The organism is Stenotrophomonas sp. 2201_Sma, from assembly GCF_056486685.1.
The window spans coordinates 3,032,660-3,058,945 of record NZ_CM151329.1; the positions used below are offsets into that span (position 1 = coordinate 3,032,660).

Genomic DNA, 26,286 nt, shown 5'->3' on the forward strand with positions numbered 1-26,286 from the left:
TCAGCGGGATACCGCGCTTGACGCTCGCCGGGCGTGGCCCGGCGCTACCGGGCGGATTTCATCGCTACAATTGCCGCCGCACTCCGGCATGAAGATCCCTGCCCCTTGGACACCCCTGCATTGCTGGCCGCCAGCGGCCTGAGCTTCTCGCGCAATGACGCGCCCGTGTTCGGCCCGCTGGACTTCCACGTGGATGCTGGCGAGGCGCTGCTCGTGCAGGGCGGCAACGGTGCCGGCAAGACCACCCTGCTGCGCGTGCTCGCCGGCCTTGCGCGACCCGGCGCCGGCCAGGTGCGGATCGACGGCAGGCCCGCCAGCAACGCCGAACGGGCGCGCTATGTCGCCTATCTCAGCCATCTTCCCGCGCTGAAGCCGGACCTGGACACGCTGGAGAACCTGCACTTCCTGTGCGGCCTGCACGGGCGCCGGGCGCGGCAGATGCCGGGCAATGCACTGGCCATCGTCGGCCTGGCCGGGTATGAGGACACCCTGGTGCGGCACCTGTCCGCCGGACAGAAGCGGCGGCTGGCGCTGGCCCGCATCTGGCTCTCGCCCGCCCCGCTGTGGCTGCTCGACGAGCCCTACGCCAACCTCGACCTGGAGGGCATCACCCTGGTCAACCGGATGATTTCGGCACACCTGCGCGCAGGTGGCGCCGCCCTGGTCACCACCCATGGGGCCTACGCCGCACCACCGGTGCGTACCCGCCAGCTCGACCTCGGCGGTGCCGCATGATCGCCCCGGGTACCGAACCAGGCCTGTGGCAGACCGCGCGCGCGCTGGTCAGGCGTGACCTGCGCCTGCTCTGGCGCCGCCGCGGCGATGCGTTGCAGCCGCTGCTGTTCGCCCTGCTGGTGGTGGTGCTGTTCGCACTGGCACAGGGACGCGATCCACAGCCGCTGGCGGCGACCGCTGGTGCGGTGCTGTGGCTGGCGGTGCTGCTGGCCGGGCAGCTTGCGCTGGATTCGCTGTTCCGCTCCGACGCCGAGGATGGCTCGCTGGAGCAATGGCTGCTGGCACCGGTGCCACTGGCGTGGCTGGTGCTGGTGCGGGTGCTGCTGCACTGGGCCACCACGGCCCTGCCACTGATCGTACTGAGCCCGCTGCTGGCGGAAATGCTGCATCTGCCGCATGACCAGCTGCCGATGTTGCTGGCATCGTTGCTGCTGGGAACACCGTTGCTGAGCCTGATCGGTGGTGTGGTCGCTGCACTGACCGTGGGCATCCGGCGCTCTGGTATTCTCGTGGCGTTGCTGTCGTTGCCGTTGTACGTGCCGGTGCTGGTCTTCGGTGCAGGCAGCCTGGCTGCAGCCAGCCGTGGACAGGATCCGGTCGGCGCGCTGCTGATGCTGGGTGCCGGCCTGCTGGTGGCACTGGTGCTGGCACCGCTGGCGACTGCCGCTGCGATTCGTATTTCTCTGAGTTGATCGAGCTGAGAGCCAATCCACCCCTGCTGGATAGCCGTCACGCATGAATCCGATTGTCCGCTGGTTCCACCAACTCGGTTCTCCGCCCACGTTCGATCGTTTCGCCGCCCGCTGGTCGCGGGTGTTCTACCTCGCGGCCGTGCCGGTCCTGCTTGTCGGAATCTGGCAGGCATTGCTGGTGGTGCCGCCGGAAGCCCGGCAGCTGGACAGTTTCCGCATCCTCTACATCCATGTGCCCAGCGCCTGGATGAGCCTGTTCGTATTCGCGCTGATGGCGCTGTACGCCGCCATTGCCCTGATCTGGCGGATCAAGGTCTGCGAGATCCTGGCCATGGCGTGCGCGCCGATGGGCGCGGGGTTCACGCTGATCACCCTGCTCACCGGCAGCATCTGGGGCAAGGGCACGTGGGGGACCTGGTGGGACTGGGACCCGCGCATGACCAGCGAACTGGTGCTGCTGTTCCTGTATCTGGGCGTGATCGGCCTGTACCACGCCATCGAGGACCGCCGCAGTGCCGCCCGTGCGGCCGGCCTGCTGGCCATCGTCGGCGTCAGCCTGCTGCCGGTGATCCGCTATTCCGTGGACTGGTGGGGTGGGTTGCACCAGCGCCAGTCGATCAACGTGTTCGGTGAATCGGCCATCGACAGTGCCATGATCGCCCCGCTGTGGTGGATGGTGATCGGTACCAAGTTCTGGTTCGCCGGTTCGGTGCTGGCCAAGGCGCGCGCCGACAATCTCGACCGCGAGGCCGGCAAGGCCTGGGTCGGTGGCCGCATCGACGCCGCGCAGGCTGCTGCGGAGAACCCGAAATGAGCCACCTGCCCTACGTGATCGGTGCGTACGCTGTGTTCGTGCTGGTGCTCTGCGCCGACGCGCTCGGTTCCTGGCTGCGCCTGCGCGCCGCCCGGCGCATGGCACAGGCCCGGCAGCAGCGGCAGCAGGCACGTGCCAGCGCCCAGGATGTCCCGCCGTCGCTGTCCACGGAGCTGGAACGATGACACCGGTCCAACGCCGCCGCCTGGCCTGGGTCCTGCTGGCCCTGCTCGCTTCCGGCCTGGCCACCGCGCTGGTGGCGATGGCACTGGAGCGCAACATTGCCTACCTGTACACGCCCTCCGAAGTGCTGCGTGGCGACGTCGAGCCGCAATCTCGGTTCCGCCTCGGCGGCATGGTGGTGAAGGGTTCCTTCAATCGCCCGCCCGGCTCGCTGGAAGCCCACTTCCTGGTCACCGATGGCGATGCCCAGCTGGCGGTGACGACCTCGCGCATCCTGCCGGACATGTTCGCCGAAGGCACGGCCGTGGTCGCCAGCGGCCGCCTGCAGGAGGGCGCGCTGCAGAACGCCGTGTTCGTCGCCGACGAAGTGCTGGCCAAGCACGACGAGCAGTACGTGCCGAAGGAAGTGGCCGACAAGATGGGCCAGGCCCATCTCAAGCACGACGTGCCGGTGACGGCACCCGAGGTCCGCTGAGTGCTGCCCGAACTGGGTCAGATCCTGCTGCTGTGCGCACTGCTGGCGTCGCTGCTGCTGGCCGGCCTGCCGCTGGCCGGCGCCCATCGCGGCAACGCGGCGTGGATGGCGGTGGCACGGCCGGCCGCTTACGCGCAGCTGCTGCTGGTGGCCGGTGCATTCGCGGTGCTGACCGCCACCTTCGTGCAGCAGGACTTCTCGGTGCGCTACGTGGCCGAGAACTCCAACTCACTGCTGCCACTCATCTACCGCTACTCGGCGGTGTGGGGCGCGCACGAAGGCTCGCTGCTGATGTGGGCGCTGGTGCTGGCGCTGTGGACTGGAGCGGTCGCGCTGTTCTCACGGCACCTGCCCCGGCACGTGCAGGCGCGCGTGCTGGCGGTGATGGGCATCGTCAGCGTGGGCTTCCTCGCCTTCCTGATCTTCACCTCCAACCCGTTCCTGCGCTTGAACCCGGCCCCGCTGGAGGGCCGTGACCTCAATCCGCTGCTGCAGGATCCGGGACTGATCATCCACCCGCCGATGCTGTACCTGGGCTACGTGGGTTTCGCGGTGCCGTTCGCCTTCGCCGTGGCCGCGCTGCTGGAGGGACGCGTGGACGCGCGCTGGCTGCGCTGGACGCGGCCATGGACCAATGTCGCCTGGGCGTTCCTGACCCTGGGCATCGCCCTGGGCAGCTGGTGGGCCTACTACGAACTGGGCTGGGGCGGCTGGTGGTTCTGGGATCCGGTCGAGAACGCCAGCTTCATGCCGTGGCTGGTGGGCGCCGCACTGATCCACTCGCAGGCGGTCACCGAGAAGCGCGGCACCTTCGGCAGCTGGACCCTGCTGCTGGCGATCGCCGCATTCGCGTTGTCGCTGCTGGGCACGTTCCTGGTGCGCTCCGGCGTGCTGACCAGCGTGCACTCGTTCGCCGCCGATCCTTCGCGGGGCCTGTTCATCCTCGTGTTCCTGTCGCTGCTGGTCGGTGGAAGCCTGCTGCTGTACGCACTGCGGGCGGGCCAGCTGAGCATCGACGCCGATGATGCCCGCCGCGGCTTCACCGCGACCTCGCGCGAAACGCTGCTGCTGGCCAACAACCTGCTGCTGGCCACCGCCTGCGCGATGGTCCTGCTCGGCACGCTGTACCCGCTGCTGGCCGATGCGCTGTCGCTGGGCAAGATTTCGGTCGGCCCACCCTACTTCGGCAGCCTGTTCCTGCTGTTGATGGCCCCGTTGGTGCTGCTGCTGCCCTTCGGCCCGCTGGTGAAATGGCAGCGCGACCAGCCTTCGCGCGCCATGGCCCTGCTCGCCCCCTGGCTCGGCCTGGCGGTACTGCTCGGTGCGCTGGCCTGGTGGCAGGCGCCGCAGAACGGATGGAAAGCCGGCATCGGCGTCGCCGCGGCGGCCTGGGTCGCGCTGGGCACCGCCCGCTTCGTCTGGCAGCGGTTGCGTGGCAATGGCCGCTTTACTGCCGAAATGCTCGGCATGATCGTTGCCCATGCCGGCGTCGCCGTGTTTCTGGCGGGCGCGTTGCTGGTGGAAGCGCTGAACGTGCAGCGCGAAGTGGCGCTGGCACCGGGCCAGCAGATCGTGGTCGGCGGTCACGAAGTGCGCTTCGAAGGCGTGGATCACCGCGAGGGCCCCAACTTCATTGCCGACCGCGGTCATCTGCGGGTGTTCCGCGACGGCCGCGAACTGGCCCTGCTGCATCCGGAGAAGCGGCAGTACGCCAGCGGTGGCCAGGTGATGACCGAGGCCGGCATCGATGCGCGCATCGGCGGTGATGTCTACGTGGCATTGGGTGAGCCGCTGGGCAACAATGCATGGGCAGTCCGCGTCCACATCAAACCGTTCGTGCGCTGGATCTGGCTGGGCGCGCTGCTGATGGCCCTGGGTGGATTCATCACCGCCGCTGACCGCCGCTTCCGTCGTCCGTAGGAGTTTCCATGTCCGAGTCCCCCGCCCCGCGCCCCTCCCGCCCGCTGCCGCCGGTCGCCATCGTTATCGGCGTGCTGTTCTTCTTCGGCCTGCTCGGGTTGATGATCTACGGCGTGATGAAGTCGGGCGACCCGCAGCGCGACGTGCTGCCTTCGGCCCTCATCGACAAGCCCGCCCCCGCCTTCGCGCTGCCGGTGCTGCACGATCCGCAGATGATCGTGCGCAGCGAAGAACTGCGCGGTGCGCCCTATCTGCTGAACGTCTGGGGCAGCTGGTGCGCGGCCTGCCGCGAGGAACACCCGGTACTGACCCGTTTCGCCGAGAGCAAGCGCGTGCGCGTGATCGGCTACAACTGGAAAGACGACCCCACCGATGCCCTGCACTGGCTGGAACAGCTGGGCAATCCGTTCATGGTCGTGCTCAGCGACATCGAAGGCCGTACCGCGATCGACTGGGGCGTAACGGCCGCGCCGGAGACCTTCCTCGTCGACGGCAGCGGCATCGTGCGCTGGAAGTACAGCGGAGCGATGACGCAGAAGGTGGTCGACGAGAAGCTGATCCCGGCGCTGGAGAAGATCGAGAAGGCTCAGAACGATGCGGCCGGTTCGCAGCGCGTTGCTCCGTAGCGGCCTGCGCGGGCTGCTGGTACTGCTGCTGGCCGGGTCGTTGCCCGGCCTGGCGCAGCAACCACTGCATGACCCAAAGCCGCTGCAGTTCCGTGATGCAGCGGAGGAGCGTCGTTTCCACGACCTCGCCGCGCAGCTGCGCTGCGTGCAGTGCCAGAACCAGTCGCTGGCCGATTCCAACGCCCAGATCGCCCAGGACCTGCGCCGGGAGGTACTGCAGCTGATGCAGCAGGGCCATGACGATACGCAGATCAAGCGCTTCCTCGTCGCCCGCTATGGCGACTTCGTGCTTTACCAGCCCCCACTGCAGCCGGGCACCTGGTTGCTGTGGGGTGGTCCGCTGCTGGTACTGGGCGCCGGCGCGCTGGTGGTGGTGGGCATCGTCCGCCGTCGTGCCCGCACCGTGGCCGCCGCACCGCCGACATCGGCCGACGTGGGAGAGGACTGGTGAACGATTGGCTGCTTTTCGCGGCTGCCGCCAGCGCTGCGCTCACTGCGCTGCTGGTGTTGTGGCCGCTGCGGCGGCAAGGCCGCACCGGCTTCGTCGTCGCCGTGGTTGCCGTGGGCATCGCCGGCGCCTGCCTGTACCAGCTGGTGGGGAACCCGCAGGCGGCACGGGTGCAGCCGGCGCCATCGGTGGCGACCCTGCGCGAGGGCGTGCAGGCCCTGCAGGGCGCGCTGCAGCGCGATCCACAACGTGCCGATGGCTGGGCCCTGCTCGGCCGCTCGCAGAGCGAACTGGGCAACGCCGCCGCGGCTGCCGAAGCCTTCGCACGCGCGGTGGCACTGGCACCGGACGACCCGGGCGTGCTGGTGGAAGCGGCACAGGCGCGCGCCCAGGCCGATGCCGGAAAGCAGTTCGACGACACCGCTGTATCGTGGCTGCAGCGGGCGCGCACGCTGGCGCCCGAAGCCGAACGGGCCAGCTGGCTGCTCGGCATCGCCCTGCGCCAGCGCGGCCGCAACAACGAAGCCGCCGATGTCTGGAGCGGCCTGCTGCCGCACCTGGAACCGGGTGCCGCGCAGGCGCTGCAGGCACAGATCGCCATTGCCCGCGAAGCGGCCGCACAGGCACATGATCCGGCCCCGGCGACCTCGCCTGCACTGCTGCAGGTGCGTGTGCAGCTGCCCGTCTCCGTGCAGCATGCGCAATGGCCCGCGGGCGCGCAGATCTTCGTGCTGGCACGTGCGGTCGGCGGCCCGCCGATGCCGGTCGCGGTGCGCAAGCTGCCTCTGGCTGGTTTTCCCGGCACGGTCGGACTTGGCGACGGCGACAGTCCAATGCCCACCGCCCCCCTGTCAGCGCATCGCGAGGTGGAAGTGCTGGCGCGGATCTCGCGCAGTGGCAGTGCCAATCGCGGCGACGGTGACCTGCAGAGCCTGCCGGTAAAGGTGACCCTGCCGCATGAGGACGTGGTGGAACTGCGGTTTCCGTAACACCGCACCGCTGCGCTCGCCGGGCACGGCCCGGCGCTACCTGTGCGCTTGCCATCGGTAGCGCCGGGCCATGCCCGACAGAGGGTTGGCGTGCGACATTCGCCCGCTGATGGAAACCAGCGTGTCGCCAGCTCCACATGTGGCCCCGCTAGAATGCCCGCATGACCGAATTCATTCCGCCCGGCACCCGCTTCCATGCCCTGCCTTCGCCCTTCCCGTTCAAGCGCGGCGGCGCCCTGCACGGTGCGCGCGTGGCCTACGAGACCTGGGGCACGCTGGCTGCCGATGGGGGCAACGCGATCCTGATCGTCACCGGCCTGTCGCCGGACGCACATGCCGCCGGCAACGCAGGCAATCCCGCACCGGGCTGGTGGGAGGCGATGCTCGGGCCGGGCAAGCCGATCGATACCGACCACTGGTTCGTGGTCTGCGTGAACTCGCTGGGCAGCTGCAAGGGCTCGACAGGACCGGCATCGATCAATCCGGCGACCGGCGAACCGTACCGACTCGACTTTCCCGAACTGTCGATCGAAGACGGCGCACGCGCCGCCGTCGAGGTGGTGCGTGCGCTGGGTATCGAACGGCTGGCATGCGTGATCGGCAACTCGATGGGCGGCATGACCGCGCTGGCGGTGCTGATGCTGCATCCGGGAATCGCGCGCAGCCACATCAACATTTCCGGCAGTGCGCAGGCGCTGCCGTTCTCCATCGCCATCCGATCGCTGCAGCGGGAAGCGATCCGTCTCGATCCACGCTGGAACAGTGGCCGCTACGACGACACCCAGTACCCTGAATCCGGCATGCGCATGGCGCGCAAGCTGGGGGTGATCACCTACCGCTCGGCGCTGGAATGGGACGGCCGCTTCGGCCGCGTGCGCCTGGATTCGGACCAGGCCGACGACGATCCGTTCGGCCTTGAGTTCCAGGTCGAAAGTTATCTCGAAGGCCACGCGCGCCGCTTCGTGCGCTTCTTCGATCCGAACTGCTATCTGTACCTGAGCCGCTCGATGGACTGGTTCGACCTGGCCGAGTATGCCAATGGCGATGTCATGGCTGGACTGGCCAGGATCCGTGTGGACAAGGCGCTGGCCATCGGTGCCAACACCGACATCCTGTTCCCGGTGCAGCAGCAGCAGCAGGTGGCCGACGGCCTGCGCGCCGGCGGCGCCGATGCACGCTTCACCGGACTGGACTCGCCGCAGGGCCATGATGCCTTCCTGGTCGATTTCGATCGGTTCGGCCCGGCTGTTCGCAGCTTCCTCGACACGCTCTAGTGGGATGGCGGCGTCATCTCGCGCTGGCCGCCTTCGGCGCGCTGATCGCACTGACGATCAGCGGCGTTCTGCCCCTGTGGCTGGGCGGCTGGTGCCTGCTGGCCAGTGCCGTGTCGTTTGGCCTGTATGGCCATGACAAGCGCGCCGCACAACGCAACCACCGGCGCATTCCGGAACGGACACTCCAGCTGCTGGCCTTCGCCGGCGGCTGGCCCGGCGCATTGCTGGGCCAGGCGACGTTCCGCCACAAGCATCGCAAAGCCGCGTTCCAGTGGGTGTTCGGGTTGTGCGTGCTGGCCAATGTGGCCTCGATCGCCGTGATGCTGCGCGAATTTTCCTGATGAGGCGCGCCGCTCACACCTCGCGGATCAGCACGCCATCGCGCAACCGGTACTGCGCGTCGACCACGCCATCGGGCAGGTCGTCATGGGTGATCATCAACAGGCTGCGACCGTCCAGCAGGCCGGCCAGATCCTGCAGCAGCGCATGGGCCGTGTCCACGTCCAGGCCTTCGGTCGGTTCGTCCAGCACCAGGATCGGCGCGTTGCGCAACAGCGCGCGGGCCAGCGCCAGGCGTCGCGCCTGACCCGCGGACATCGTCGCACCGTTCTCGCCAACCCAGGCCAGCAGGCCACCATTGCGCTCGGCCCACTCGCCCAGCCGCACCCTGTGCAACACCGCCCACAGTGCAGCATCGTCGGCATCAGGATCCCCCAGGCGCAGGTTCTCCGCCACGCTGCCGGCGAACACCGGGGCGTTCTGCGGCAGCCAGGCCAGCTGCCGATGCCAATCGGCCTGGGCGAAATCACGCAGGTCCCGCCCGCCATAGGTCAGCCGGCCCTGCTGCGGATCCCACAGGCGCAGCAGCAGGCTGGACAACGTGGTCTTGCCGCAGCCACTGTCGCCACGGATCGCGATGCGCTCGCCGGGCGCCAACGTCAGCTGCAGCCCGCGCAGCACCGGGCGTACCGCCCCCAGCCACTGGAAGTGGACGTCATCCCAGTGCACGCGTGCGTGCAGCGGAACCGGCTGCGGTGCCAACGGTTCGTCCACGGCCGGCGGCTGCTCGACGATGGACTGCAGGCGATCGGCCGAGATGCGACCGGACTGCAACGACTGCCATGCCAGGCCCATCCCCGCCCACAGTTCGATCAGCGCCACCGTCAGGAACACCAGTCCGGCTGCCATTTCAGCCGCGATGCGCTGCTGCTCGGCCGCATGCAGGGCCAGTGCCAGCATGGCCACCAGGCCGAGCCCGGCCACGCTGCCGTGCAGTGTCGACGCGGCGATCAGGCGCCAGCGGCGACGGCGATCACGCGCGGCCAACTGCTTGGCGGCCACCCGCACCTTCAGCTGCCACGCCGCATCGGCATGCAGCGCCGCCAGATCACCCGCGCCTTCCAGTCCTTCAAACGCGGCCGTGCGCAGTGCGGCTCGATGCGCGGCGCGATCCGCTTCCTCGCCATCGCGGCCACGCACGCCCAGCCACGGCACACCGAACGCAATCAGCGCAGCCAGCACCGCCAACAGCACCGCTGCCGACGGCAGGATCATCGCCGCCGACAGCACGGCTACCATCGACAGTGCCCCCAGCGCGACCAGCGGGCCCAGCGCGCGGACCAGCAGGCCGTCCACTTCACCGATATCACCGAGCAGGCGCGCGAGCAGCTCGCCGGTGCGGGTGGCACCCAGCCGCGCGGGCGCCAGCGGCAGGGCACGCCGGAAGAACCACACCCTCAGGTCGCGGGCGATGCGCAACGTGGCATCGTGGCCAACCAGCTTCTCGAAATAACGGGAAACGATGCGTGCCATGGTCAGGCCACGGATGCCGGCCGAAGGCGAAAAGAAGTTGAAGCCCTGGCCGAGACCGGCGGCACCGGCCAGCGCCGCTGCGGTGAGGAAGCCACCGGACAGGCCAAGCAGGGCGGTACCTGCCAGCATCGTGGTCCACAGCAGCAGCATGGTCAGCAGCAGGCGCGGCCGCTGCTGCAGGAACACCGCACGCAGCGTATCGGGCGAGCGGCTCATGTGTGCACCGCCTGCGCCGGCTCGACCAGACGTCCTTCCGGCAGCAGCAGGCAGCGATCAGCCCAGGCGATCACGGCCGGGCTGTGGGTGGCAACCACCACGCTGCGACCGCGCGCGTAGGCGGCAAGACTGCGCAGCAGCGCGGCCTCGGTATCTGCATCGAGGAAGGCGGTCGGCTCATCCAGCAACAGCACCTGCGGGTCGCGCAGCAGCAGGCGGGCCAGGCCGATGCGTCGTGCCTCGCCTCCGGACAGGCCGAAGCCGCGTTCACCGATGATCGTATCCAGCCCCTGCGGCAGCCCCTGCGCGAACGTGAGCACCTGCGCTGCCTCGGCCACCGCGCGCAATCGTGCATCACTGGCGCCAGGATCGGCCAGCCGCAGGTTGTCGGCGATGCTGCCGTGGAACAGATAGGGGCGCTGGCTGGCATAGGCCACCTGCACGCCGGGGCGCAGCATCAGCCTGCCCTCGCGCGGCGGCAGCCAGCCGGCCAGTGCCTCCAGCAGCGTGCTCTTGCCGCTGCCGCTGGCACCCACCAGTGCCAGCCGCTGGCCTGGCTCCAGCAGCACATCCACGCCCTGCAGCACATCCTGCGACGCGCCCAGCGGGCGCAGCACCAGGCCCTGCGCCTGCAGCGGCGGCAGGGCGGCCTCGGCCGGCTCCACTGCCAGCGGCACGACCTCGTTCTCGATCAATCCCTGCTCATCCGGCAACGACTGCAGCAGGCGCTCCACTTCGGCTGCCGCGGCCAGCGCGTTGGCACGATCGTGATAATGCGCGGCCAGCCGTCGCAGCGGTGCATAGAATTCCGGTGCCAGCAGCAGGCAGAACAGGCCGGCGCCCAACGTCGGCACGGCCGCATGCAGCGACATCATGCCCAGATAGCTCAAGCCCAGGTACAGCGCGACCATCGCCACGCTGACGGAAGCGAAGAACTCCAGCACCGTGGACGACAGGAACGCGATCCGCAGCACCTTCATCGTCCGCATCCGCACGCCCTCGGCAGCGGCTTCTATGCCCGCCAGCTCAGCCTCGCCCCGTCCGTACACGCGCAGCAGGCCCAGGCCCTTGATACGGTCGGCGAAATGGCCGCTCATGCGCGCCAGCTCACCCAGCTGCGCGCGACCTGCCGCTTCGGCGCCCCACCCCACCAGCATCATGAAGAACGGCACCAGCGGCGCCGTGAACAGCAGGATCAGCGCCACCACCCAATCCACCCAGGCCACCGCGGCCAGGATCAGCACGGGCACCACCACCACCTCAGTGCGCACCGGCAGGAAACCGCTGTAATAATTCTCGATCGCATCACCGTGATGCAGCAGCAGCTCGCCCAGCTCGCCGGTGCGGCGCTGCCGCAGCCACAGCGGCCCGTGGCCGAGCAGGCGGGCGAACACGCGCTCGCGCAGGGCCAGGCGGGCAGTGTCGGCAACATCGCCGACGGCAGCCTGGGTCGCGCTGCCCAATGCCGTGCGCAGCAGGAGGATCAGCGCCAGTGCGGCCAGCACCGGCAGGCCCGAGGACAGCGGCGCCTGCTCCACCAGCACCTGCTGCACCAGCCAGGCGATGGCGGCGGCCTGGCCGATCAGCAGCGCGCCGGACAGGCTGATGCATACGGCCGCCAGGCGCTGGCGGCCCCGTGCCCCCCGCGCAAGGTCGGCCAGCCACGCGGTGCGGGCACGCCGCTGCCGGTTCGTCTCGGCTTCCGGCGAAAGGACGGTCGGTTCGGCAGCGCTCAAAGGGTCTTCACAGGGAGTGGAGGATGGATGGCATTGTAGGCACAGGCAACAGCCTCCCCCTGCGGCCAGGGGTCGCAGTTTTCACAGGGCCCGCATACGATCTCTTCGCGTACCTGTTCATACATTGATCTGGATCAAGGCTGTCTGAAGTAGTCGGTCACATCATTCACGTCGTAGACCACCCTTCCCGCCACCTGCAACGGCACTATCCAACGAGGTAGCCAGGCCATGATTGATCAGACAGTCGTAGAACTGTCGCGGCTGCAATTCGCGCTGACCGCGATGTACCACTTCCTATTCGTACCACTCACCCTGGGCCTGTCGTTCATGGTCGCCATCATGGAGAGTGTGTACGTGATGACCGGCAAGGAGATCTGGCGCCGGATGACCCTGTTCTGGGGCGTGCTGTTCGGCATCAACTTCGCCATGGGCGTGGCCACCGGCATCGTCATGGAATTCCAGTTCGGCATGAACTGGTCGTACTACAGCCATTATGTGGGTGACATCTTCGGTGCGCCGCTGGCGATCGAAGGGCTGATGGCCTTCTTCCTGGAAGCCACCTTCGTCGGCCTGTTCTTCTTCGGCTGGAACCGCCTGAGCAAGGTCAAGCACCTGACGGTCACCTGGCTGATGGCGCTAGGCACCAACCTGTCGGCGGTGTGGATCCTGATCGCCAACGGCTGGATGCAGAACCCCACCGGCGCGGTGTTCAACCCGGAAACCATGCGCATGGAAGTGGTCGATTTCATGGCTGTGGTGTTCAACCCGGTGGCGCAGGCCAAGTTCGTGCATACCGTCAGCGCCGGCTACGTGACCGGCGCGGTGTTCGTGATGTCGATCAGCGCCCTGTCCCTGCTGCGCAACAAGCACAAGGACCTGGCCCGCCGTTCGTTCGCGGTGGCCGCGGCGTTCGGCCTGCTGTCATCGCTGTCGGTGGTGGTGCTGGGCGATGAGAGTGGCTACGCCGCCAGCGAGCACCAGAAGATGAAGCTGGCCGCGATCGAGGCGATGTGGGAGACCGAGCGTGCCCCGGCGGACTTCACCGCCTTCGGCATTCCCAACCAGCAGACGCACCAGAACGACTATGCGGTGAAGATCCCGTACCTGATGGGCCTGATCGCCACCCGTTCGCTGGACCAGCCGATCCCGGGCATCCTGGAACTGGTGGAGCGCGCCGAGCACCGTGTACGCGGCGGCCAGCTCGCCTACGGTGCGCTGGAACGCCTGCGCGCCAACAAGAACGACGTCGAAGCCCGTGAGATGTTCGACCGCCACTGGCAGGATCTGGGCCATGGGCTGCTGCTCAAGCGCTACCGCGAGGACATCCTCAACGCCACCCCCGAACAGATCTCGCAGGCGGCAATGGATACCGTGCCGCGCGTGATGCCGCTGTTCTGGACCTTCCGCGTGATGGCGGGCCTGGGCTTCTATCTGATCGCCTTCTTCGCATTGGCCTTCTACTACTCGTGCCGCAACAACTTCCAGGACAAGCGCTGGTTCCTCACGCTGGCCCTGTGGACGCTGCCGGCACCGTGGATCGCGATCGAATGCGGCTGGTTCGTGGCCGAGTACGGCCGTCAGCCCTGGGCGGTTGATGGCGTGCTGCCGACGTTCTACGCGGCATCGGGCCTGGCCCTGCACCAGATCGTGCTGACCCTGGCCGGCTTCACCGCGATCTACACCGCACTGATCGTGGTCGAGATCAAGCTGATGCTCAAGGCGATCCGCAAGGGTCCGGACGAGGTGCTGCCGTCGCTGCAGTCGCCCCGCCCGCATGCTTCCCACAATGCCGCAGCGCCGGCCGCCGGCCAGGCCTGAGGCAGGAGAAAACCAAGATGGATTTCATTCTTCTGGACTACACCACGCTGCGCGTGATCTGGTGGCTGCTGCTCGGCATCCTGCTGATCGGCTTCGCGGTGATGGATGGTTTCGACCTGGGAGTGGGCACGCTGCTGCCTTTCGTGGCCCGCACCGACGCCGAGCGCCGGCTGGTGATCAACACCATCGGCCCGGTATGGGAAGGCAACCAGGTGTGGCTGATCCTGGGTGGCGGTGCGATCTTCGCCGCCTGGCCGCCGCTGTACGCGGTCAGCTTCTCAGGCTTCTACCTGGCGATGTTCGTCATCCTGTTTGCCCTGATCCTGCGCCCGGTCGGCTTCAAGTTCCGCAGCAAGATGCCGGGCGAGCGCTGGCGCAACACCTGGGACTGGGCGCTGTTCATCGGCGGCTTCATCCCTGCGCTGATCATGGGCGTGGCGGTGGGCAACGTCCTGCTGGGCGTGCCGTTCCACTTCGATGACAGCATGCGCATCTTCTACACCGGCTCGTTCTTCGGGCTGCTGATGCCGTTCGCGCTGCTGGCCGGCCTGCTCAGCGTTTCCATGCTGGTGGCCCACGGTGCGGCGATGCTGGTGATCAAGACCGACGGCCCGGTGGCTGAACGCTCGGCGCGCTTTGGCAGCATTGCCGCGCTGATCGCCTTCGCACTGTTTGCGGTGGGGGGAGCCTGGGTGGCCTTCGGCCTGCCGGGCTACCAGATCACCTCGCAGGTGATCACCGACGGCGCCACCAACCCGCTGCTGAAGAGCGCCGAGCTGGGCGCGGCCGGCGGCTGGATGCGCAACTACAGCACCATGCCGGCGACCCTGCTGGCGCCGCTGGTCGGCCTGCTTGGCCTGCTCGCCAGCGCGGTGCTGCTGCGTGCCCGTCGCGGCGGCCTGGCCTTCATCGCCTCCGGCGCAGCCATCGCCGGCATCATCCTGACCGTCGGCTTCGCGATCTTCCCGTTCCTGCTGCCGTCCTCCAGCCAGCCCACCTCCAGCCTGACCGTGTGGGATGCCTCGTCCAGCCATCTGACCCTGTGGATCATGCTGCTGGCCACGGTGGTGTTCCTGCCGATCATCCTCGCTTACACCACCTGGGTGTACCGCGTGCTCAAGGGCAAGACCACCAGCGATGAAATGGGCAGCAACCCCAACGCCTACTGATCCCCTGCCTCCCAAGGAGAACCGAACATGTGGTATTTCGCCTGGATCCTCGGCGCCGGCCTCGCCTCGACGGTCGCCATCCTCAACGGCATGTGGTTCGAAGCCCGCGAACAGAACCGCATCGACACAGAGAATCGTCGCTGAAATGTAAAAAAACCTTGCCGCCCAGGCCTTCACACGGTATCTTAGGCGGCTCCTTCGGGGTGTAGCTCAGTCTGGTAGAGCGCTACGTTCGGGACGTAGAGGTCGCAGGTTCGAATCCTGTCTCCCCGACCACTTCGGTGGTCGCATTGAAGCCTGGTGAAGTCGTCCAGGCTTTTTTGTTCCCTGAAGAGCCGCTGCCCCGGCAGCGTGAAGGAAACGGCGTTCACCCCTTGCCGCCATCGGGGTGAATGGCTAGAATAGGCGGCTCCCTTCGGGGTGTAGCTCAGTCTGGTAGAGCGCTACGTTCGGGACGTAGAGGTCGCAGGTTCGAATCCTGTCTCCCCGACCACTCCGGTGGTCACCAAGAAGCCTGGAAGACGCCATCGTCCTCCGGGTTTTTTTGTGTCTGCGGTCCAGCGACCCGCCGGACGCGACGCCGGAGAGGCGCGCCGCAGCGTGCCGGAAAGTGCCGATAGCGACAGATTGCGCCGACAGGACCTCGCCCCGCCCGCCAGCCACGTACAATGATGTCCACTCCCCCACCTGCCGCGTCGGCGTAGACCGATGCCGGCGCTGCACGCCACTGTGGCGGCGTGCGACACCTGCAAGGACCACCATGAGCTCCTCCTCATCCGAATCGCCGTCGCTGCTGCACGGCCGCGTTCTGGCATTCGCCGCCATCCTGCTGGCGGCGGTCAACCTGCGCACTGCCGTCACCTCGATCACCCCGCTGCTGGACGTACTGGGCCAGCAGTTCGGATTCGGCACCACCATGACCGGCGTACTGGGCATGCTGCCGACCGCCTCGTTCGCGCTGTTCGGCGTGGCCACGCCGGCCGTGGCCCGGCGCCTGGGCCTGGAGCGCACCACCCTGTTGGCGATGATCCTGGCCACGGCAGGCCTGCTGCTGCGCTCCAGCGCCGGCAACGTCGGCACCCTGTTGCTGGGCGCGGTCGTCGCGCTGGCTGGAATGGGCATCGGCAACGTGGTGGTGCCGCCGCTGGTGAAGCGCTATTTCGCCAACAAGGTCGGCACCATGAGCACGCTCTACATCAGCGTGCTGCAGCTGGGCACCATGCTGCCGGCACTGCTGGCGGTGCCGGTGGCCAGCGCGGCCGGCTGGCGCGTATCGCTGGGCATGTGGGCATTGCTGGCATTGGCCGCCGCGCTGCCGTGGCTGGTACTGGCCAGGCGCGCGCCGAAGCCGCAGGCCGACGCTGCCGATCCCACCGCGCAGCCTCACGGCAAGGTCTGGCGAACCTCGTTGGGCTGGAGCATGACGCTGATGTTCGGCATGACATCGTTGATGACCTATTCGATGTTCACCTGGCTGCCGCGCATCGTGGTCGAAGCCGGCGCCACACCTGCGTTCGGTGGGGTGATGGTGGCGGTGTTCTCGGCGCTGGGCCTGTTGCCGTCGCTGGTCATTCCGTCGATGGCGGTGCGCCTGCAGAATCCGTTCCCGCTGGTCCTGATCGGCTATTCGTCATTCGTGATCGCCTTTGCCGGCCTGCTGCTGGCCCCCATGAAGGCGCCGCTGCTGTGGGCCTGCCTGCTCGGCGTGGGCCCCTCGACCTTCCCGCTGGCACTGACCCTGATCAATCTGCGCACCCGTACCCCAACCGGTTCCGCCGCGCTGTCCGGCTTCATGCAGGGCGTGGGTTACAGCTTCAGCTGCCTGGGTCCGTTCCTGGTCGGTTGGCTGCATACCGTCAGCAACGGCTGGACGCTGCCGTTCGGCTTCCTGTTCGGCTGCGCCACGCTGATGCTGTGCGCATCGTGGGTGGCCTGCAAGCCGCGAAAGCTGGAAGACCTCTGGTAAACGGCTCGCCGCCGGCGCAGGCCTGGCGGCTGCCGGGGTCAGACGCGCGTCTGACCCTCGCCGCGGACCACGAAGCGCTCGACCGTGAGCGCCTCCAGGCCCATCGGACCATAAGCATGCAGGCGCGTGGTGGAGATGCCGATCTCGCTGCCCAGCCCAAGCTGGCCGCCGTCCGAAAAGCGCGAGGACGCGTTGACCATCACCACCGCCGAGCGCAGCGCATTGACGAACCGCTCGGCATTGACGGCATCGGTGGTCGCGATCACTTCGGTGTGATCGGAGGTGTAGCGGCGGATATGCGCGATTGCCCCATCGAGATCATCGACGACGCGCACGGCCAACACCAGATCGAGGAATTCGGCTGCGTAGTCCTCGTCGGTCGCCTCGGTGCTGCCCGGCAGCAACGGACGCGCGTGGGCATCCGCGCGCAGTTGTACGCCCCGTTCGCCAAGCGACTGCGCCACGCGCGGCAGGAACTCCGCCGCCACGCGCCGATGCACCAGCAGCGTCTCCAGTGAATTGCATGCGGCCGGCCGGCTGCACTTGCCATCTACCAGCAGGCCGATGGCCTGGTCGAGATCGGCGCTGGCATCCACGAACAGATGGCAGACGCCCTTGTAGTGCTTGATCACCGGCACGCGCGCGTGTTCGGCGACAAAGCGGATCAGGCCTTCGCCGCCCCGCGGAATCGCCAGGTCGATCAGCTCGTGCAGCTGCAGCAGCTCCAGCATCGCCTCACGCCGCAGGTCGGTCAGTACGGTCACCGCTGCGGGGGGAACGCCGTTGGCCTGCAACGCACCGGCCAATGCCTGGGCAATGGCGGTATTGGAATGGATCGCCTCGGAGCCCCCACGCAGGATCACGCCATTGCCCGCCTTCAGGCACAGTGCGGCCGCTTCGGCGGTCACGTTCGGGCGCGCCTCGTAGATCATCGCGATCACGCCCAGCGGCACCCGCACTTTCTGCACGCGGATGCCATTGGGGCGGACGTCGTTGCGGGTCACCTGCCCGACCGGATCGGGCAACGCGGCAACCTCACGCACCGCGTCGGCCATCGCCAGCAGACGCGGCGGGTCCAGTGCCAGCCGGTCCAGCATGGCACTGCCGACGCCCTTGTCGCGCGCGGCGGCCAGGTCGCGTGCATTGCCGGCCAGGATCTGGCCGGCATTCACTTCCAGTGCCTGTGCCATGGCCCGCAGCAGCGCGCGCCGCGCTTCGCTGTCGAGGCCTGCAACCGCCTGCGCCGCATCACGGCAGGCGCGTGCCTGTGCTTGGATGTCACTCATCGGGGTGTCCTGCGGTCCGGTCATGGCAGCACCAGATCGTCACGATGGACGACGCTGCCCCCATAGTTGTAGCCCAGCACGGCCTGGATGTCGCGCGAATGGCGGCCAGCGATGCGGCGCACGTCGTCAGCCGCGTACTGGCTGACACCACGGGCAACGCAGACCCGCCCTTCGGCGGTGTTCCAGCACACCTGCACCATGTCGCCCCGGCGGAAATCACCGTCGGCACCGGTGATGCCGCCGGGCAGCAGCGAAGCGCCCTTCTCGCGCATCGCCTGCGCCGCGCCGGCGTCGATCACGATCGCGCCATCGGCCAGGGGGGCATGGCGCAGCCAGTGCTTGCGCGCCGCTTCACGGCTGCGTGCGGCATGGATCCGGGTGCCGAACAGGCGATCCTGCGCCAGCGCGCGCACCACCTCGCCGCTGCGGCCGTTGAACAGATAGGTTTCGATACCCAGCCGGCCGGCCTTGGCGGCGGCCTCCAGCTTGGTACGCATGCCCCCGGTGCCCGCGCGCGAGCCGGCGCCGCCGGCCATCGCCAGCACGTCCGGGCCCAGTTCCGGCACATCGTGCAGCGGCCGTGCGTCGACCACGGTGCGCGGGTCGGCGCTGTACAGGCCATCGATGTCGGTGGCGATGAACAATGCGTCGGCATCGACCAGCGCCGCCACGGTCGCGGCGAGGTTGTCGTTGTCGCCGAGCTTGAGTTCATCCACCGAGACGGTGTCGTTCTCGTTCACCACCGGCAGCGCACCCAGCCGCAGCAGTTCGGTGAGGGTGGCGCGGGCGTTGAGGTAGCGGCGGCGGTTGCGCAGGTCGTCGTGGGTCAGCAGCACCTGCGCGACCGGGCGCTCGAAGAAGCGCTGCCACAGGCCGATCAGCTGCGCCTGGCCAAGCGCAGCCAGTGCCTGCCGCGCGGCCATCGCAGCGCCCGGCGCATCGGCACGCGGCAGGATCGCGCGGCCGGCGGCGACCGCGCCCGACGAGACGATCACCACTTCGCGGCCAGCCAGCACATTGGCCGAGACGAACTGGGCCAGGCCAAGCGCGTGGCGTGGCGACAGGCCGCCTCCATCGGCAGCGAGCAGGCTGCTGCCCACCTTCAGGACGGCACGTCGCCATGGCGGCAGCGCCTGTTCGGGAAACGGCGAAGCGACGGGGGCGGCGTGCGGGGTCATGGCCGGGCTCTCAGCGCGTATTCCATTCGTGCACGGTCAGCTCGGAGGCCTGCATCGTCACCAGCGGATCCGTGGCGACGATGGCCTGCGCCTGTGCGAGGCTCTCCACGTTGCACAGCACGTAGGCACCGCCGCTGCCGTCGGCGAAACCACCGGTGAGCTGCAGTTGGCCCTGCGCACGCAGTCCATCGAGGAAATCCAGATGCGGCTGCACAGCGGCGGCACTGAAGCCGGGCCGGCGCATGGCCAGGACCAGATAGACGGTGCCCGCCATCAGGACAGCGCCTGCCAGCGCGCGCGCAGCTCATCCAGGCGCAGGTCCGATGCCGAACCCGGCGAGACACGCGCGGCCAGGCTGCCCTCCGGCGTGCGTCCCTGCCCTGCGCTGTCGGCACCTGCCGCGGCGGCCTTGTAGGCGTCGCGGAACGGCACGCCGGCCACGGCGGCCTCGACCGCGACGTCGGTGGCATACATGCCGGAGTCGATCGCCGCGCGCAGCCTGTCCTCGCGCCATTCCAGATTGGCCAGCAGCGCCGGCAGCAGTTCCAGCGCGGCCAGGCCGCGACCGAAGCCGTGGAAGATGGCCCCCTTGGACGACTGCAGATCACGATGGTAGCCGGACGGCAGCGACAGCAGCTGTTCGATTTCGGTGCGCGCCGCAGCAACGCTGGCATGGGTGGCACGCATCAGTTCGATCACATCGGGGTTGCGCTTGTTCGGCATGATCGAGCTGCCGGTGGTGTACTGCGCCGGCAGTGCGACGAAGCCGAATTCGGCGCTGGTGAACAGCGACAGGTCCCAGGCGATGCGACGCAGGTCCAGGGTAGCGCCACCCAGCGCCTCCAGGGCGGCCAGCTCGAACTTGCCGCGCGACAGCTGTGCATAGATCGGTGATACCTGCATGCGCGCGAAACCGAGCGCGGCCGTGGTGTGTTCACGGTCCAGCGGCAGGTTCACGCCATACCCGGCGGCGGTGCCCAGCGGGTTGGCATCGACCAGCGCATGGGTGTCACGTGCACGGATGGCATTGTCGATGAAGGCTTCAGCCCAGCCGGCCCACCACATGCCCGCCGAGGACACGACGGCTCGCTGGATGTGCGTATAGCCCGGCACCGGCAGGTCCTTTTCCGCCTGCGCGCGGTCGAGCGCGACCTTGGCCACCTCGGCGCTGAGCTGGGCGACGCGCTGCAGCTTTTCCTTCAGCCACAGGCGCGTGGCGACCAGGATCTGGTCATTGCGGCTGCGACCGGTGTGGATCTTGCGGCCGGCATCACCCAACCGCTCGGTCAGGCGCGCTTCGATCGCCGAGTGACCGTCTTCATAGCGCGTATCCAGCACGAAACGGCCTGCGCGGAAGTCGTCTGCCAGCACCTCCAGCTCGCGCAGCAGGCCCTCCAGCTCGCTGGCGGCGAGGATGCCGATGTGCTGCAGGCCCTGTGCATGCGCGGCGCTGGCCGCGATGTCATGCAGGAAGAACTCACGGTCGAGGATCACGTCATCGCCGGCGAGGAAGGTCTGGATCTGGGCGTCGACAGCGACGCCGGGTTTCTGCCAAAGAAGGTCTGCCATGGGGGCTCCGGATGCGGGTTCAGTGCGGGATCGACGTCAGTTCGTCGATGCCCAGCGCAAGGTTGAGATTCTGCATGGCCTGGGTGGCCGCGCCCTTCAGCAGGTTGTCCAGCGTCGCCACCACCACCACCCGCTTGCCACCCGGGGCCAGGGTGAAGCCACCGATCTGGGCACCGTGGCGGCCGGCGATGCGGCTGACCCACGGCGCGTCATCCACCACCTCGATGAGTGCTTCGCCGGCATAGGCCTGCTGGAAACGCTCGACGATCTGCTCGCGCGTCTGTGCGCGGTTCAACCACAGATTGGCGGTCAGGGTGATGCCGCGGAAATGGGGCGCCACATGCGGCATGAACTCCACTGCCACCCCCAGCTGCACCGACACCTCGCGCTCGTGCACGTGGTTGGTCAGCGCGTACGGCATCAGGTTGTCGGCCAGCAGCTCGACGTTGTTCTTGTCGGAGGGCGTGGTGCCCGCACCGGAATAGCCGGACACGCCGAAGCACTGCGGCGGCCCGGCCAGCAGGTCCAGCAGCGGATGGATCGCCAGCTGCATCGCGGTGGCGTAGCAGCCAGGATTGCTGATGTGCTTCTGCCCGGTGTAGCGACCGCGGGTCAGCTCCGGCAGACCGTAGTACCAGCTGTGATCGAAGCGGTAATCGGCCGACAGGTCCACGATCACCGTATCGGGCCGGGCGCTTTCAAGCGCGGCCACGAACGGTGCCGCCAGACCATTGGGCAGCGCCAGGATCACCGCGTCCACGCCCTTGGCCGCCACCGCCTCGGCGTCGAGATTTTCGTAGCGCAGGTCACCCTGCACTTCCGGGTGATGGTCAGACAGGCGCTGCCCTGCACGTTCGCGCGAGGATACGAACGCCAGGCGCAGGCGCGGATGCGCGGCAACGAGCTTGATCAGTTCGGCACCGGTATGGCCACGGGCACCGATGATGCCCAGGGTGAAAATCGAATCGTTCATGCGTGGCTGTCCAGACGGTACTGCAGGTGGCGCTTCACGCCCTGCCATTCCGCATCGATGATGGAAAAGATGACGGTGTCGCGCGGCGTGCCGTCGGCATGCCGCTTGTGGTTGCGCAGCACGCCATCCTGCTTGGCCCCCAGGCGGGCGATGGCGGTGCGCGAGGTGGTGTTGAACCAGCTGGTTTCCAGCACCACGCTGATGCAGCCCATGACCTCGAAGGCATGCTGCAGCAGCAACAGCTTGGCCTCGGTATTGGCACCGGTACGCTGCGCGCGCGGTGCATACCAGGTATAGCCGAGACTGAGCTTGGGCACGGCGGCATCCAGGTCATAGAAGCGGGTGCTGCCGACGATGTCGCCAGCGGCATCACGGATGACGAAGGGCAGCACCCTGCCCTCCGCCTGCGCCTGCAGTGCGGCCTGTACGTAGGCGCCTGCCTGTGCCGGCGCCGGCACCTGGGTGTACCAGAGCCGGTCCAGTCCGCTGCCTTCCAGCGCGGCACGCAGGCCGTCCACGTGTCCCTGCTGCAAGGGCTGCAGCGTCACATGCTGGCCGCGCAGGGTCGGCACCGTCGCCCAGGTGTCGGTGACGGTCATCGTTCAGCCCTGCAGGCTCGGTGCGCGTGCAGCGCAGTGATCGACATAGGTGCGGATGCGGTCGATGCCATCGGCACCGAACCAGAAGACCTTCCACTGATCCTGCTTGTAGCAGCCGTCGGATTCGGCGTAGTAGAAGTGGTTGATCGGATTGCCGTGACGCGAGCGCCAGAACAGCTGAGGCGTTTCCTCCAGCATCACGTTCCAGACCGCACGCCCCAGGCCCTCGCCCTGCGCATCATCGAGCACGGCGAACTTGTCCAGATAGACACCTTCGGCCTCGTTGGTCAGGATGACGGCCGTCCGATAGTTCTCGCTGACGTACGCGCGCAGCAGCCTGGTCTTCTGGAAGTAGTCCGGCACCAAGGTGCGGCCGAAGCTGGATTCGATCAGGCCCTTCAGGCGTGGCAGGTCCAACGCGTCCCACGTGGCCGCACGCAGCACCTTCTCGCCCTTGCGCACCAGCGTGCCTGAGCCCTTGTGGGTAAACAGTTCCTTGGCCAGATCAGCCGGGCGGGTGATCGACACCGACGATTCCAGCGGCAAGCGATCGAGCAGATCCTTGATCTGTTCGATCTTGACCTTCATGCCGCCGTGGATCCACGGCTGTGCGATCAGGTGGTCGTACTCGGTGGACAGGTTGATCGAATCGATGACGTTCCCCGCCTCGTCCAGCAGGCCACCGGTACCGGTCAGGAAGATGATCTTGTACGGCTGCAGTTCCTGCACCAGTTCGTTGGCGGCAAAGTCGGCATTGACGTTCAGGATCTGTCCGCCGGCGGTCTCACCCAGGCTGGTGATGACCGGGATCGATCCGGCGCGCAGGCTGGCTTCGATCGGCGCCAGGTTGACCTTCTTCACTTCACCGACCAGGCCGTAGGTGTCCATGTCCAGGTACTCGGCCTCGAACACGCCACCGGTGATCGAGGTGGCACGCGCTCCATTCTGCTGCAGAGCTTCGACCAGGCGCAGGTTGGATTGCTGGAACACCCGGCGCACGATCGCCAGTGCTTCCGGCGAGGTCACGCGCAGGCCGTTGACGGTCTGCTTCTCGATGCCGGCAGCGGACAGCTCGGCGTCCAGCTGAGGGCCGGCACCGTGCAGCACGATCGGGGTCAGCCCGACTTCCTGCAGGAAGGACAGCGAGGAGGTCAGCGCTTCAAGATCGTCGCGCAGCACGGCGCCACCGACCTTGACCACGGCGAAGCGCTTGGCGTCCAGCTGCGAGAAGCGCTTGAGGTACTGGCTGATCTCCTTCGCGCTGGCCATGCTGGACAGCAGGCGCACGATGGTCTGGCGGGTCTGGCGGTGGGGCTGGAGGGCAGGAGACATTTCGGTTTCGTCACGGGCGGCGGTCGCCGCGTTGCAGTTCCACCATGCCGGGGCGTGGCGGCGTTGTGGGGTTGATCAGGCGCCGGCGCCGATGATGCGGTGCACGGCGTCGGTATAGCGTTGCAGCTGCTCCAGCGTCACGAACTCATCGGCCGTGTGGGCCTGGGCAATGTCGCCGGGGCCGAACACCAGCGTGGTATAGCCTGCCGCGGAGAACAGCGAGGCCTCGGTCCAGAAGTCCACCGCGTTGCCGATCGGCAGCTCCAGCGCATCGGCCACGTCACGCGCCAGCAGACGGCGGTTCTCGGCTTCGGCGATGTCACCGGCCGGGAGGCTGGGGCCACGGAAGGTTTCGGTGAACAGCGCGGCTTCCGGTTCGGCAAGACCCGCGAAGGTCGCCAGCAGCGCATCGATGTCCATCGAGGGCAAGGGGCGGAAGCCGAAACGCACTTCGGCTGCCGGTGCGATCATGTTGGCCTTGATCCCGCCTTCGACGCGCCCGATGTTGAAACGCAGGCCGGTCAGGCCACCGAAGCGTGCAGATGCAAGGGAATCCACATGATCCAGGGCCCGATTGCCCCAGCGCATCGCCTGGTGCAGCGCACTGGCGGCGGCATCCTGCCTGCCGGACGCATGGCCCGCACGGCCGGCGAACTGCATCAGCACCGAGCTGATGCCACGGTGCGCGAGCACGGCCTCGCTCATGGTCGGCTCGGCCACCAGCACCGCGTCATAGGCAATGCCACGGGCCAGGAACGCGGCGATGCAGCGTGGATCGTTGGCTTCCTCGTCGCTGGAGAACAGGAACGCGGCGTCGCCGTCACTGGCATTGGCCGCAGCCACCAGCGCCGCCGCAGCGCCCTTGATGTCACACACGCCCAGGCCGACCACACGATCGTCCAGGCGGCGCATCACGTGCGGGTCGGCAGTCCAGTGTGGCGAATCCGGCACCGTGTCCAGATGCACGTTGAACAGGTACTTCGGTGTGCCGCGCACGGCATACAGGCTGACCGCACCGGCCCCGTGATCGATCACTTCAACGGTGAAACCCGGCAGGTTGGCGCGCAGGTAATCGAAGATGCCAGCGGTGCTGATCGCGCGCGGCGGGTTGCGGGTGTCGAAGGACACCAGGGCCTGCAGGTGATCGAGTGTCTGTTCAAGCATGAATCAACAGTTCCTGTGAAATTCCGCCGGGCATGGCCCGGCGCTACCGTATCGCCTCTGCTGGAGCGCCCCAGCGCAATCGCGGTCAACCGCGATTGACCTGCGCGTACAGCGTGGAGCTCATGCCGAACAGCTTGATGAAGCCTTCCGCCTCTTCCACGCCCCAGTCGGCCGACTGCGCATAGGTGGCGCCCTTGGTGTTGAGCAGATGCGGCGACTTCACCGCCACCGCGTCCACGCGCCCGCCACGGGTCTCCAGTACCACTTCGCCGTTGACCTTGGCCTGCGAGGACTTCAGGAACGCTTCGATGTCGGTCTTCAGCGGGTCGTGATAGAAGCCTTCGTAGACCAGCTCCACCCACTTGCGCGCCACGTCCGGCTTGAAGCGGTTCTGCTGCTTGGTCAACACCGCGTCTTCCAGCGCGCGGTGGGCGGCCAGCAGCGAAACCAGGCCAGGGGCCTCGAACACGATGCGGCCCTTCAGGCCGATCACGGTGTCGCCGGTGTACACGCCACGGCCCACGCCGTACGGCGCGAACAGCTTGTTGAGCTGGGCCAGGATCTGGTCGCCCGGCAATGCCTTGCCGTCGAGTTCGACCGCTTCGCCCTCGACGAACTTCAGGGTGACGGTCAGCGCCTGTTCCGGCCATTCACTGCGCGGCGAGCACCAGCCACGTGCGCCCTCGCCCGGAGCTTCCCAGCGGTCGATCTCGCCACCGGACATGGTCACGCCCAGCAGGTTCTCATTGATGGTGTAGGCCTGCTGCTTGGCGCGCACGCCGAAACCACGCTCTTCCAGGTACTTCTGCTCGTAGGCGCGGGTCTGGGTGTGTTCCTTCTGGATTTCGCGGATCGGCGCGATGATCTGGTAGTCGCCCAGCGCCTTCACCGCCAGATCGAAGCGGACCTGGTCGTTGCCCATGCCGGTGCAGCCGTGGGCGATGATGTTGGTGCCCAGCTCGGCGGCACGCTTCAGCGCGGCATCGACGATCAGGTAGCGGTCCGAGACCAGCAGCGGGTACTGGCCCTGGTAGCCCTCGCCCGCCCACACGAACGGCTTGACGAAGCCCTCCCAGATGGCCGGGCCACCGTTGACGGTGACATGGCTGGTCACGCCCAGCTCGGCGGCACGCTTCTCGATGAAATCACGCTCTTCATCATCCACGCCGCCGGTGTCGGCGAACACGGTATGCACGTTGTAGCCGCGCTCCTGCAGGTACGGCACGCAGAAGCTGGTATCGAGGCCACCGGAGAAGGCGAGGACGACGTCTTTGTTGCTCATGGGGGGTAATGTCCTGGTAGCGCCGGGCCA

Annotated in this window: 26 protein-coding genes and 2 tRNA genes; 17 read left to right on the forward strand and 11 right to left on the reverse strand. The window is 67.7% G+C overall.

Features of this window, described 5'->3' with window-relative positions:
• Positions 1-33: 33 nt before the first annotated feature.
• From ccmA to ACZLIF_RS14135, 11 genes are all read left to right on the forward strand, one after another.
• Entirely contained in the window at positions 34-735 is a 702-nt protein-coding gene (gene ccmA, locus ACZLIF_RS14085) for a heme ABC exporter ATP-binding protein CcmA (protein WP_428992327.1), read from the forward strand.
• Complete coding sequence (ccmB, locus tag ACZLIF_RS14090; protein WP_053516872.1) at positions 732-1,427, forward strand: heme exporter protein CcmB; 696 nt, start codon at positions 732-734, stop codon at positions 1,425-1,427. Before ccmA ends, ccmB begins: the two co-directional genes overlap by 4 nt.
• 43 nt (positions 1,428-1,470) lie before the next feature.
• Positions 1,471-2,241 carry a heme ABC transporter permease CcmC gene (ccmC, locus tag ACZLIF_RS14095; protein ID WP_128987923.1) on the forward strand — a complete coding sequence of 257 codons (771 nt, stop codon included), beginning with the start codon at positions 1,471-1,473 and terminating at the stop codon, positions 2,239-2,241.
• A complete protein-coding gene (ccmD, locus tag ACZLIF_RS14100) occupies positions 2,238-2,426 on the forward strand; it encodes a heme exporter protein CcmD (protein ID WP_053516869.1) in 189 nt (62 codons plus the stop codon). The genes ccmC and ccmD overlap by 4 nt, the downstream gene beginning before the upstream one ends.
• On the forward strand, positions 2,423-2,899 hold the full coding sequence (gene ccmE / locus ACZLIF_RS14105; RefSeq protein WP_111186423.1) for a cytochrome c maturation protein CcmE: 477 nt from the start codon (positions 2,423-2,425) through the stop codon (positions 2,897-2,899). Before ccmD ends, ccmE begins: the two co-directional genes overlap by 4 nt.
• On the forward strand, positions 2,900-4,819 hold the full coding sequence (locus tag ACZLIF_RS14110) for a heme lyase CcmF/NrfE family subunit (RefSeq protein WP_128987922.1): 1,920 nt from the start codon (positions 2,900-2,902) through the stop codon (positions 4,817-4,819).
• An 8-nt stretch (positions 4,820-4,827) separates the two neighbouring features.
• On the forward strand, positions 4,828-5,445 hold the full coding sequence (locus tag ACZLIF_RS14115; protein ID WP_053516864.1) for a DsbE family thiol:disulfide interchange protein: 618 nt from the start codon (positions 4,828-4,830) through the stop codon (positions 5,443-5,445).
• 4 nt (positions 5,446-5,449) lie between these two features.
• Positions 5,450-5,896 carry a cytochrome c-type biogenesis protein gene (locus ACZLIF_RS14120; RefSeq protein ID WP_053516933.1) on the forward strand — a complete coding sequence of 149 codons (447 nt, stop codon included), beginning with the start codon at positions 5,450-5,452 and terminating at the stop codon, positions 5,894-5,896.
• Complete coding sequence (locus tag ACZLIF_RS14125; RefSeq protein ID WP_478462642.1) at positions 5,890-6,882, forward strand: tetratricopeptide repeat protein; 993 nt, start codon at positions 5,890-5,892, stop codon at positions 6,880-6,882. The genes ACZLIF_RS14120 and ACZLIF_RS14125 overlap by 7 nt, the downstream gene beginning before the upstream one ends.
• Before the next feature lie 161 nt (positions 6,883-7,043).
• Entirely contained in the window at positions 7,044-8,156 is a 1,113-nt protein-coding gene (gene metX / locus ACZLIF_RS14130; RefSeq protein WP_128987920.1) for a homoserine O-acetyltransferase MetX, read from the forward strand.
• The gene (locus tag ACZLIF_RS14135; RefSeq protein WP_053520347.1) at positions 8,156-8,497 is read left to right on the forward strand and encodes a DUF1294 domain-containing protein; all 342 of its coding nucleotides are present in this window, start codon (positions 8,156-8,158) and stop codon (positions 8,495-8,497) included. Before metX ends, ACZLIF_RS14135 begins: the two co-directional genes overlap by 1 nt.
• 13 nt (positions 8,498-8,510) lie before the next feature.
• On the opposite strand, the gene cydC is transcribed toward ACZLIF_RS14135, so the two are convergent.
• A complete protein-coding gene (gene cydC / locus ACZLIF_RS14140) occupies positions 8,511-10,184 on the reverse strand; it encodes a thiol reductant ABC exporter subunit CydC (RefSeq protein WP_128987919.1) in 1,674 nt (557 codons plus the stop codon).
• Positions 10,181-11,920 (reverse strand): thiol reductant ABC exporter subunit CydD, encoded by a 1,740-nt coding sequence (gene cydD, locus ACZLIF_RS14145; protein ID WP_128987918.1) that lies wholly within the window; start codon positions 11,918-11,920, stop codon positions 10,181-10,183. The genes cydC and cydD overlap by 4 nt, the downstream gene beginning before the upstream one ends.
• Before the next feature lie 228 nt (positions 11,921-12,148).
• Between cydD and ACZLIF_RS14150 the strand changes: the two genes are divergently transcribed.
• The 6 genes from ACZLIF_RS14150 to ACZLIF_RS14175 all read left to right on the forward strand — a co-directional run bounded on the left by ACZLIF_RS14150 (position 12,149) and on the right by ACZLIF_RS14175 (position 16,873).
• Entirely contained in the window at positions 12,149-13,738 is a 1,590-nt protein-coding gene (locus tag ACZLIF_RS14150; RefSeq protein ID WP_478462061.1) for a cytochrome ubiquinol oxidase subunit I, read from the forward strand.
• Positions 13,739-13,755: 17 nt separating this feature from the next.
• Complete coding sequence (gene cydB / locus ACZLIF_RS14155; RefSeq protein WP_053520343.1) at positions 13,756-14,907, forward strand: cytochrome d ubiquinol oxidase subunit II; 1,152 nt, start codon at positions 13,756-13,758, stop codon at positions 14,905-14,907.
• A 27-nt stretch (positions 14,908-14,934) separates the two neighbouring features.
• Entirely contained in the window at positions 14,935-15,051 is a 117-nt protein-coding gene (gene cydX / locus ACZLIF_RS14160; protein ID WP_053520342.1) for a cytochrome bd-I oxidase subunit CydX, read from the forward strand.
• Positions 15,052-15,106: 55 nt separating this feature from the next.
• Positions 15,107-15,183, forward strand: a tRNA-Pro gene (locus ACZLIF_RS14165).
• Between the two features lie 140 nt (positions 15,184-15,323).
• Positions 15,324-15,400: transfer RNA gene (locus ACZLIF_RS14170), tRNA-Pro, on the forward strand.
• Between the two features lie 267 nt (positions 15,401-15,667).
• The gene (locus tag ACZLIF_RS14175) at positions 15,668-16,873 is read left to right on the forward strand and encodes a CynX/NimT family MFS transporter (protein ID WP_053519699.1); all 1,206 of its coding nucleotides are present in this window, start codon (positions 15,668-15,670) and stop codon (positions 16,871-16,873) included.
• A gap of 38 nt (positions 16,874-16,911) precedes the next feature.
• Here ACZLIF_RS14175 and ACZLIF_RS14180 read toward each other — a convergent pair whose 3' ends face one another.
• The 9 genes from ACZLIF_RS14180 to ACZLIF_RS14220 form a co-directional block, all read right to left on the reverse strand.
• Positions 16,912-18,183 carry a glutamate-5-semialdehyde dehydrogenase gene (locus ACZLIF_RS14180; protein WP_128989541.1) on the reverse strand — a complete coding sequence of 424 codons (1,272 nt, stop codon included), beginning with the start codon at positions 18,181-18,183 and terminating at the stop codon, positions 16,912-16,914.
• Entirely contained in the window at positions 18,180-19,337 is a 1,158-nt protein-coding gene (gene proB / locus ACZLIF_RS14185; protein WP_128989539.1) for a glutamate 5-kinase, read from the reverse strand. The genes ACZLIF_RS14180 and proB overlap by 4 nt, the downstream gene beginning before the upstream one ends.
• 10 nt (positions 19,338-19,347) lie before the next feature.
• Entirely contained in the window at positions 19,348-19,611 is a 264-nt protein-coding gene (locus ACZLIF_RS14190) for a YciI family protein (RefSeq protein ID WP_065181936.1), read from the reverse strand.
• The gene (gene argH, locus ACZLIF_RS14195; RefSeq protein WP_065181935.1) at positions 19,611-20,906 is read right to left on the reverse strand and encodes an argininosuccinate lyase; all 1,296 of its coding nucleotides are present in this window, start codon (positions 20,904-20,906) and stop codon (positions 19,611-19,613) included. Before argH ends, ACZLIF_RS14190 begins: the two co-directional genes overlap by 1 nt.
• A 19-nt stretch (positions 20,907-20,925) precedes the next feature.
• Complete coding sequence (gene argC, locus ACZLIF_RS14200; protein WP_128989537.1) at positions 20,926-21,879, reverse strand: N-acetyl-gamma-glutamyl-phosphate reductase; 954 nt, start codon at positions 21,877-21,879, stop codon at positions 20,926-20,928.
• Positions 21,876-22,478, reverse strand: coding sequence for a GNAT family N-acetyltransferase (locus ACZLIF_RS14205; RefSeq protein ID WP_128989535.1), 603 nt, complete (start codon positions 22,476-22,478; stop codon positions 21,876-21,878). The genes argC and ACZLIF_RS14205 overlap by 4 nt, the downstream gene beginning before the upstream one ends.
• 3 nt (positions 22,479-22,481) lie before the next feature.
• The gene (locus tag ACZLIF_RS14210) at positions 22,482-23,810 is read right to left on the reverse strand and encodes an acetylglutamate kinase (RefSeq protein ID WP_128989533.1); all 1,329 of its coding nucleotides are present in this window, start codon (positions 23,808-23,810) and stop codon (positions 22,482-22,484) included.
• Between the two features lie 75 nt (positions 23,811-23,885).
• Positions 23,886-24,974: an acetylornithine deacetylase gene (locus ACZLIF_RS14215; RefSeq protein WP_053519691.1), complete on the reverse strand. Its 1,089-nt coding sequence runs from the start codon at positions 24,972-24,974 to the stop codon at positions 23,886-23,888.
• Between the two features lie 85 nt (positions 24,975-25,059).
• The gene (locus tag ACZLIF_RS14220) at positions 25,060-26,256 is read right to left on the reverse strand and encodes an argininosuccinate synthase (protein WP_053519690.1); all 1,197 of its coding nucleotides are present in this window, start codon (positions 26,254-26,256) and stop codon (positions 25,060-25,062) included.
• Positions 26,257-26,286 lie beyond the last annotated feature (30 nt).

Excerpts from the sequence above, each read along its gene's own strand:
- ccmB (WP_053516872.1), top strand. The coding sequence starts at position 732 with ATGATCGCCCCGGGTACCGAACCAGGCCTGTGGCAGACCGCGCGCGCG.
- ccmC (WP_128987923.1), top strand. The coding sequence starts at position 1,471 with ATGAATCCGATTGTCCGCTGGTTCCACCAACTCGGTTCTCCGCCCACG.
- ccmD (WP_053516869.1), top strand. The coding sequence starts at position 2,238 with ATGAGCCACCTGCCCTACGTGATCGGTGCGTACGCTGTGTTCGTGCTG.
- ccmE (WP_111186423.1), top strand. The coding sequence starts at position 2,423 with ATGACACCGGTCCAACGCCGCCGCCTGGCCTGGGTCCTGCTGGCCCTG.
- ACZLIF_RS14115 (WP_053516864.1), top strand. The coding sequence starts at position 4,828 with ATGTCCGAGTCCCCCGCCCCGCGCCCCTCCCGCCCGCTGCCGCCGGTC.
- metX (WP_128987920.1), top strand. The coding sequence starts at position 7,044 with ATGACCGAATTCATTCCGCCCGGCACCCGCTTCCATGCCCTGCCTTCG.
- cydC (WP_128987919.1), bottom strand. The coding sequence starts at position 10,184 with ATGAGCCGCTCGCCCGATACGCTGCGTGCGGTGTTCCTGCAGCAGCGG.
- ACZLIF_RS14150 (WP_478462061.1), top strand. The coding sequence starts at position 12,149 with ATGATTGATCAGACAGTCGTAGAACTGTCGCGGCTGCAATTCGCGCTG.
- cydB (WP_053520343.1), top strand. The coding sequence starts at position 13,756 with ATGGATTTCATTCTTCTGGACTACACCACGCTGCGCGTGATCTGGTGG.
- cydX (WP_053520342.1), top strand. The coding sequence starts at position 14,935 with ATGTGGTATTTCGCCTGGATCCTCGGCGCCGGCCTCGCCTCGACGGTC.
- ACZLIF_RS14175 (WP_053519699.1), top strand. The coding sequence starts at position 15,668 with ATGAGCTCCTCCTCATCCGAATCGCCGTCGCTGCTGCACGGCCGCGTT.
- ACZLIF_RS14180 (WP_128989541.1), bottom strand. The coding sequence starts at position 18,183 with ATGACCGGACCGCAGGACACCCCGATGAGTGACATCCAAGCACAGGCA.
- proB (WP_128989539.1), bottom strand. The coding sequence starts at position 19,337 with ATGACCCCGCACGCCGCCCCCGTCGCTTCGCCGTTTCCCGAACAGGCG.
- ACZLIF_RS14190 (WP_065181936.1), bottom strand. The coding sequence starts at position 19,611 with ATGGCGGGCACCGTCTATCTGGTCCTGGCCATGCGCCGGCCCGGCTTC.
- argH (WP_065181935.1), bottom strand. The coding sequence starts at position 20,906 with ATGGCAGACCTTCTTTGGCAGAAACCCGGCGTCGCTGTCGACGCCCAG.
- argC (WP_128989537.1), bottom strand. The coding sequence starts at position 21,879 with ATGAACGATTCGATTTTCACCCTGGGCATCATCGGTGCCCGTGGCCAT.
- ACZLIF_RS14205 (WP_128989535.1), bottom strand. The coding sequence starts at position 22,478 with ATGACCGTCACCGACACCTGGGCGACGGTGCCGACCCTGCGCGGCCAG.
- ACZLIF_RS14210 (WP_128989533.1), bottom strand. The coding sequence starts at position 23,810 with ATGTCTCCTGCCCTCCAGCCCCACCGCCAGACCCGCCAGACCATCGTG.
- ACZLIF_RS14215 (WP_053519691.1), bottom strand. The coding sequence starts at position 24,974 with ATGCTTGAACAGACACTCGATCACCTGCAGGCCCTGGTGTCCTTCGAC.
- ACZLIF_RS14220 (WP_053519690.1), bottom strand. The coding sequence starts at position 26,256 with ATGAGCAACAAAGACGTCGTCCTCGCCTTCTCCGGTGGCCTCGATACC.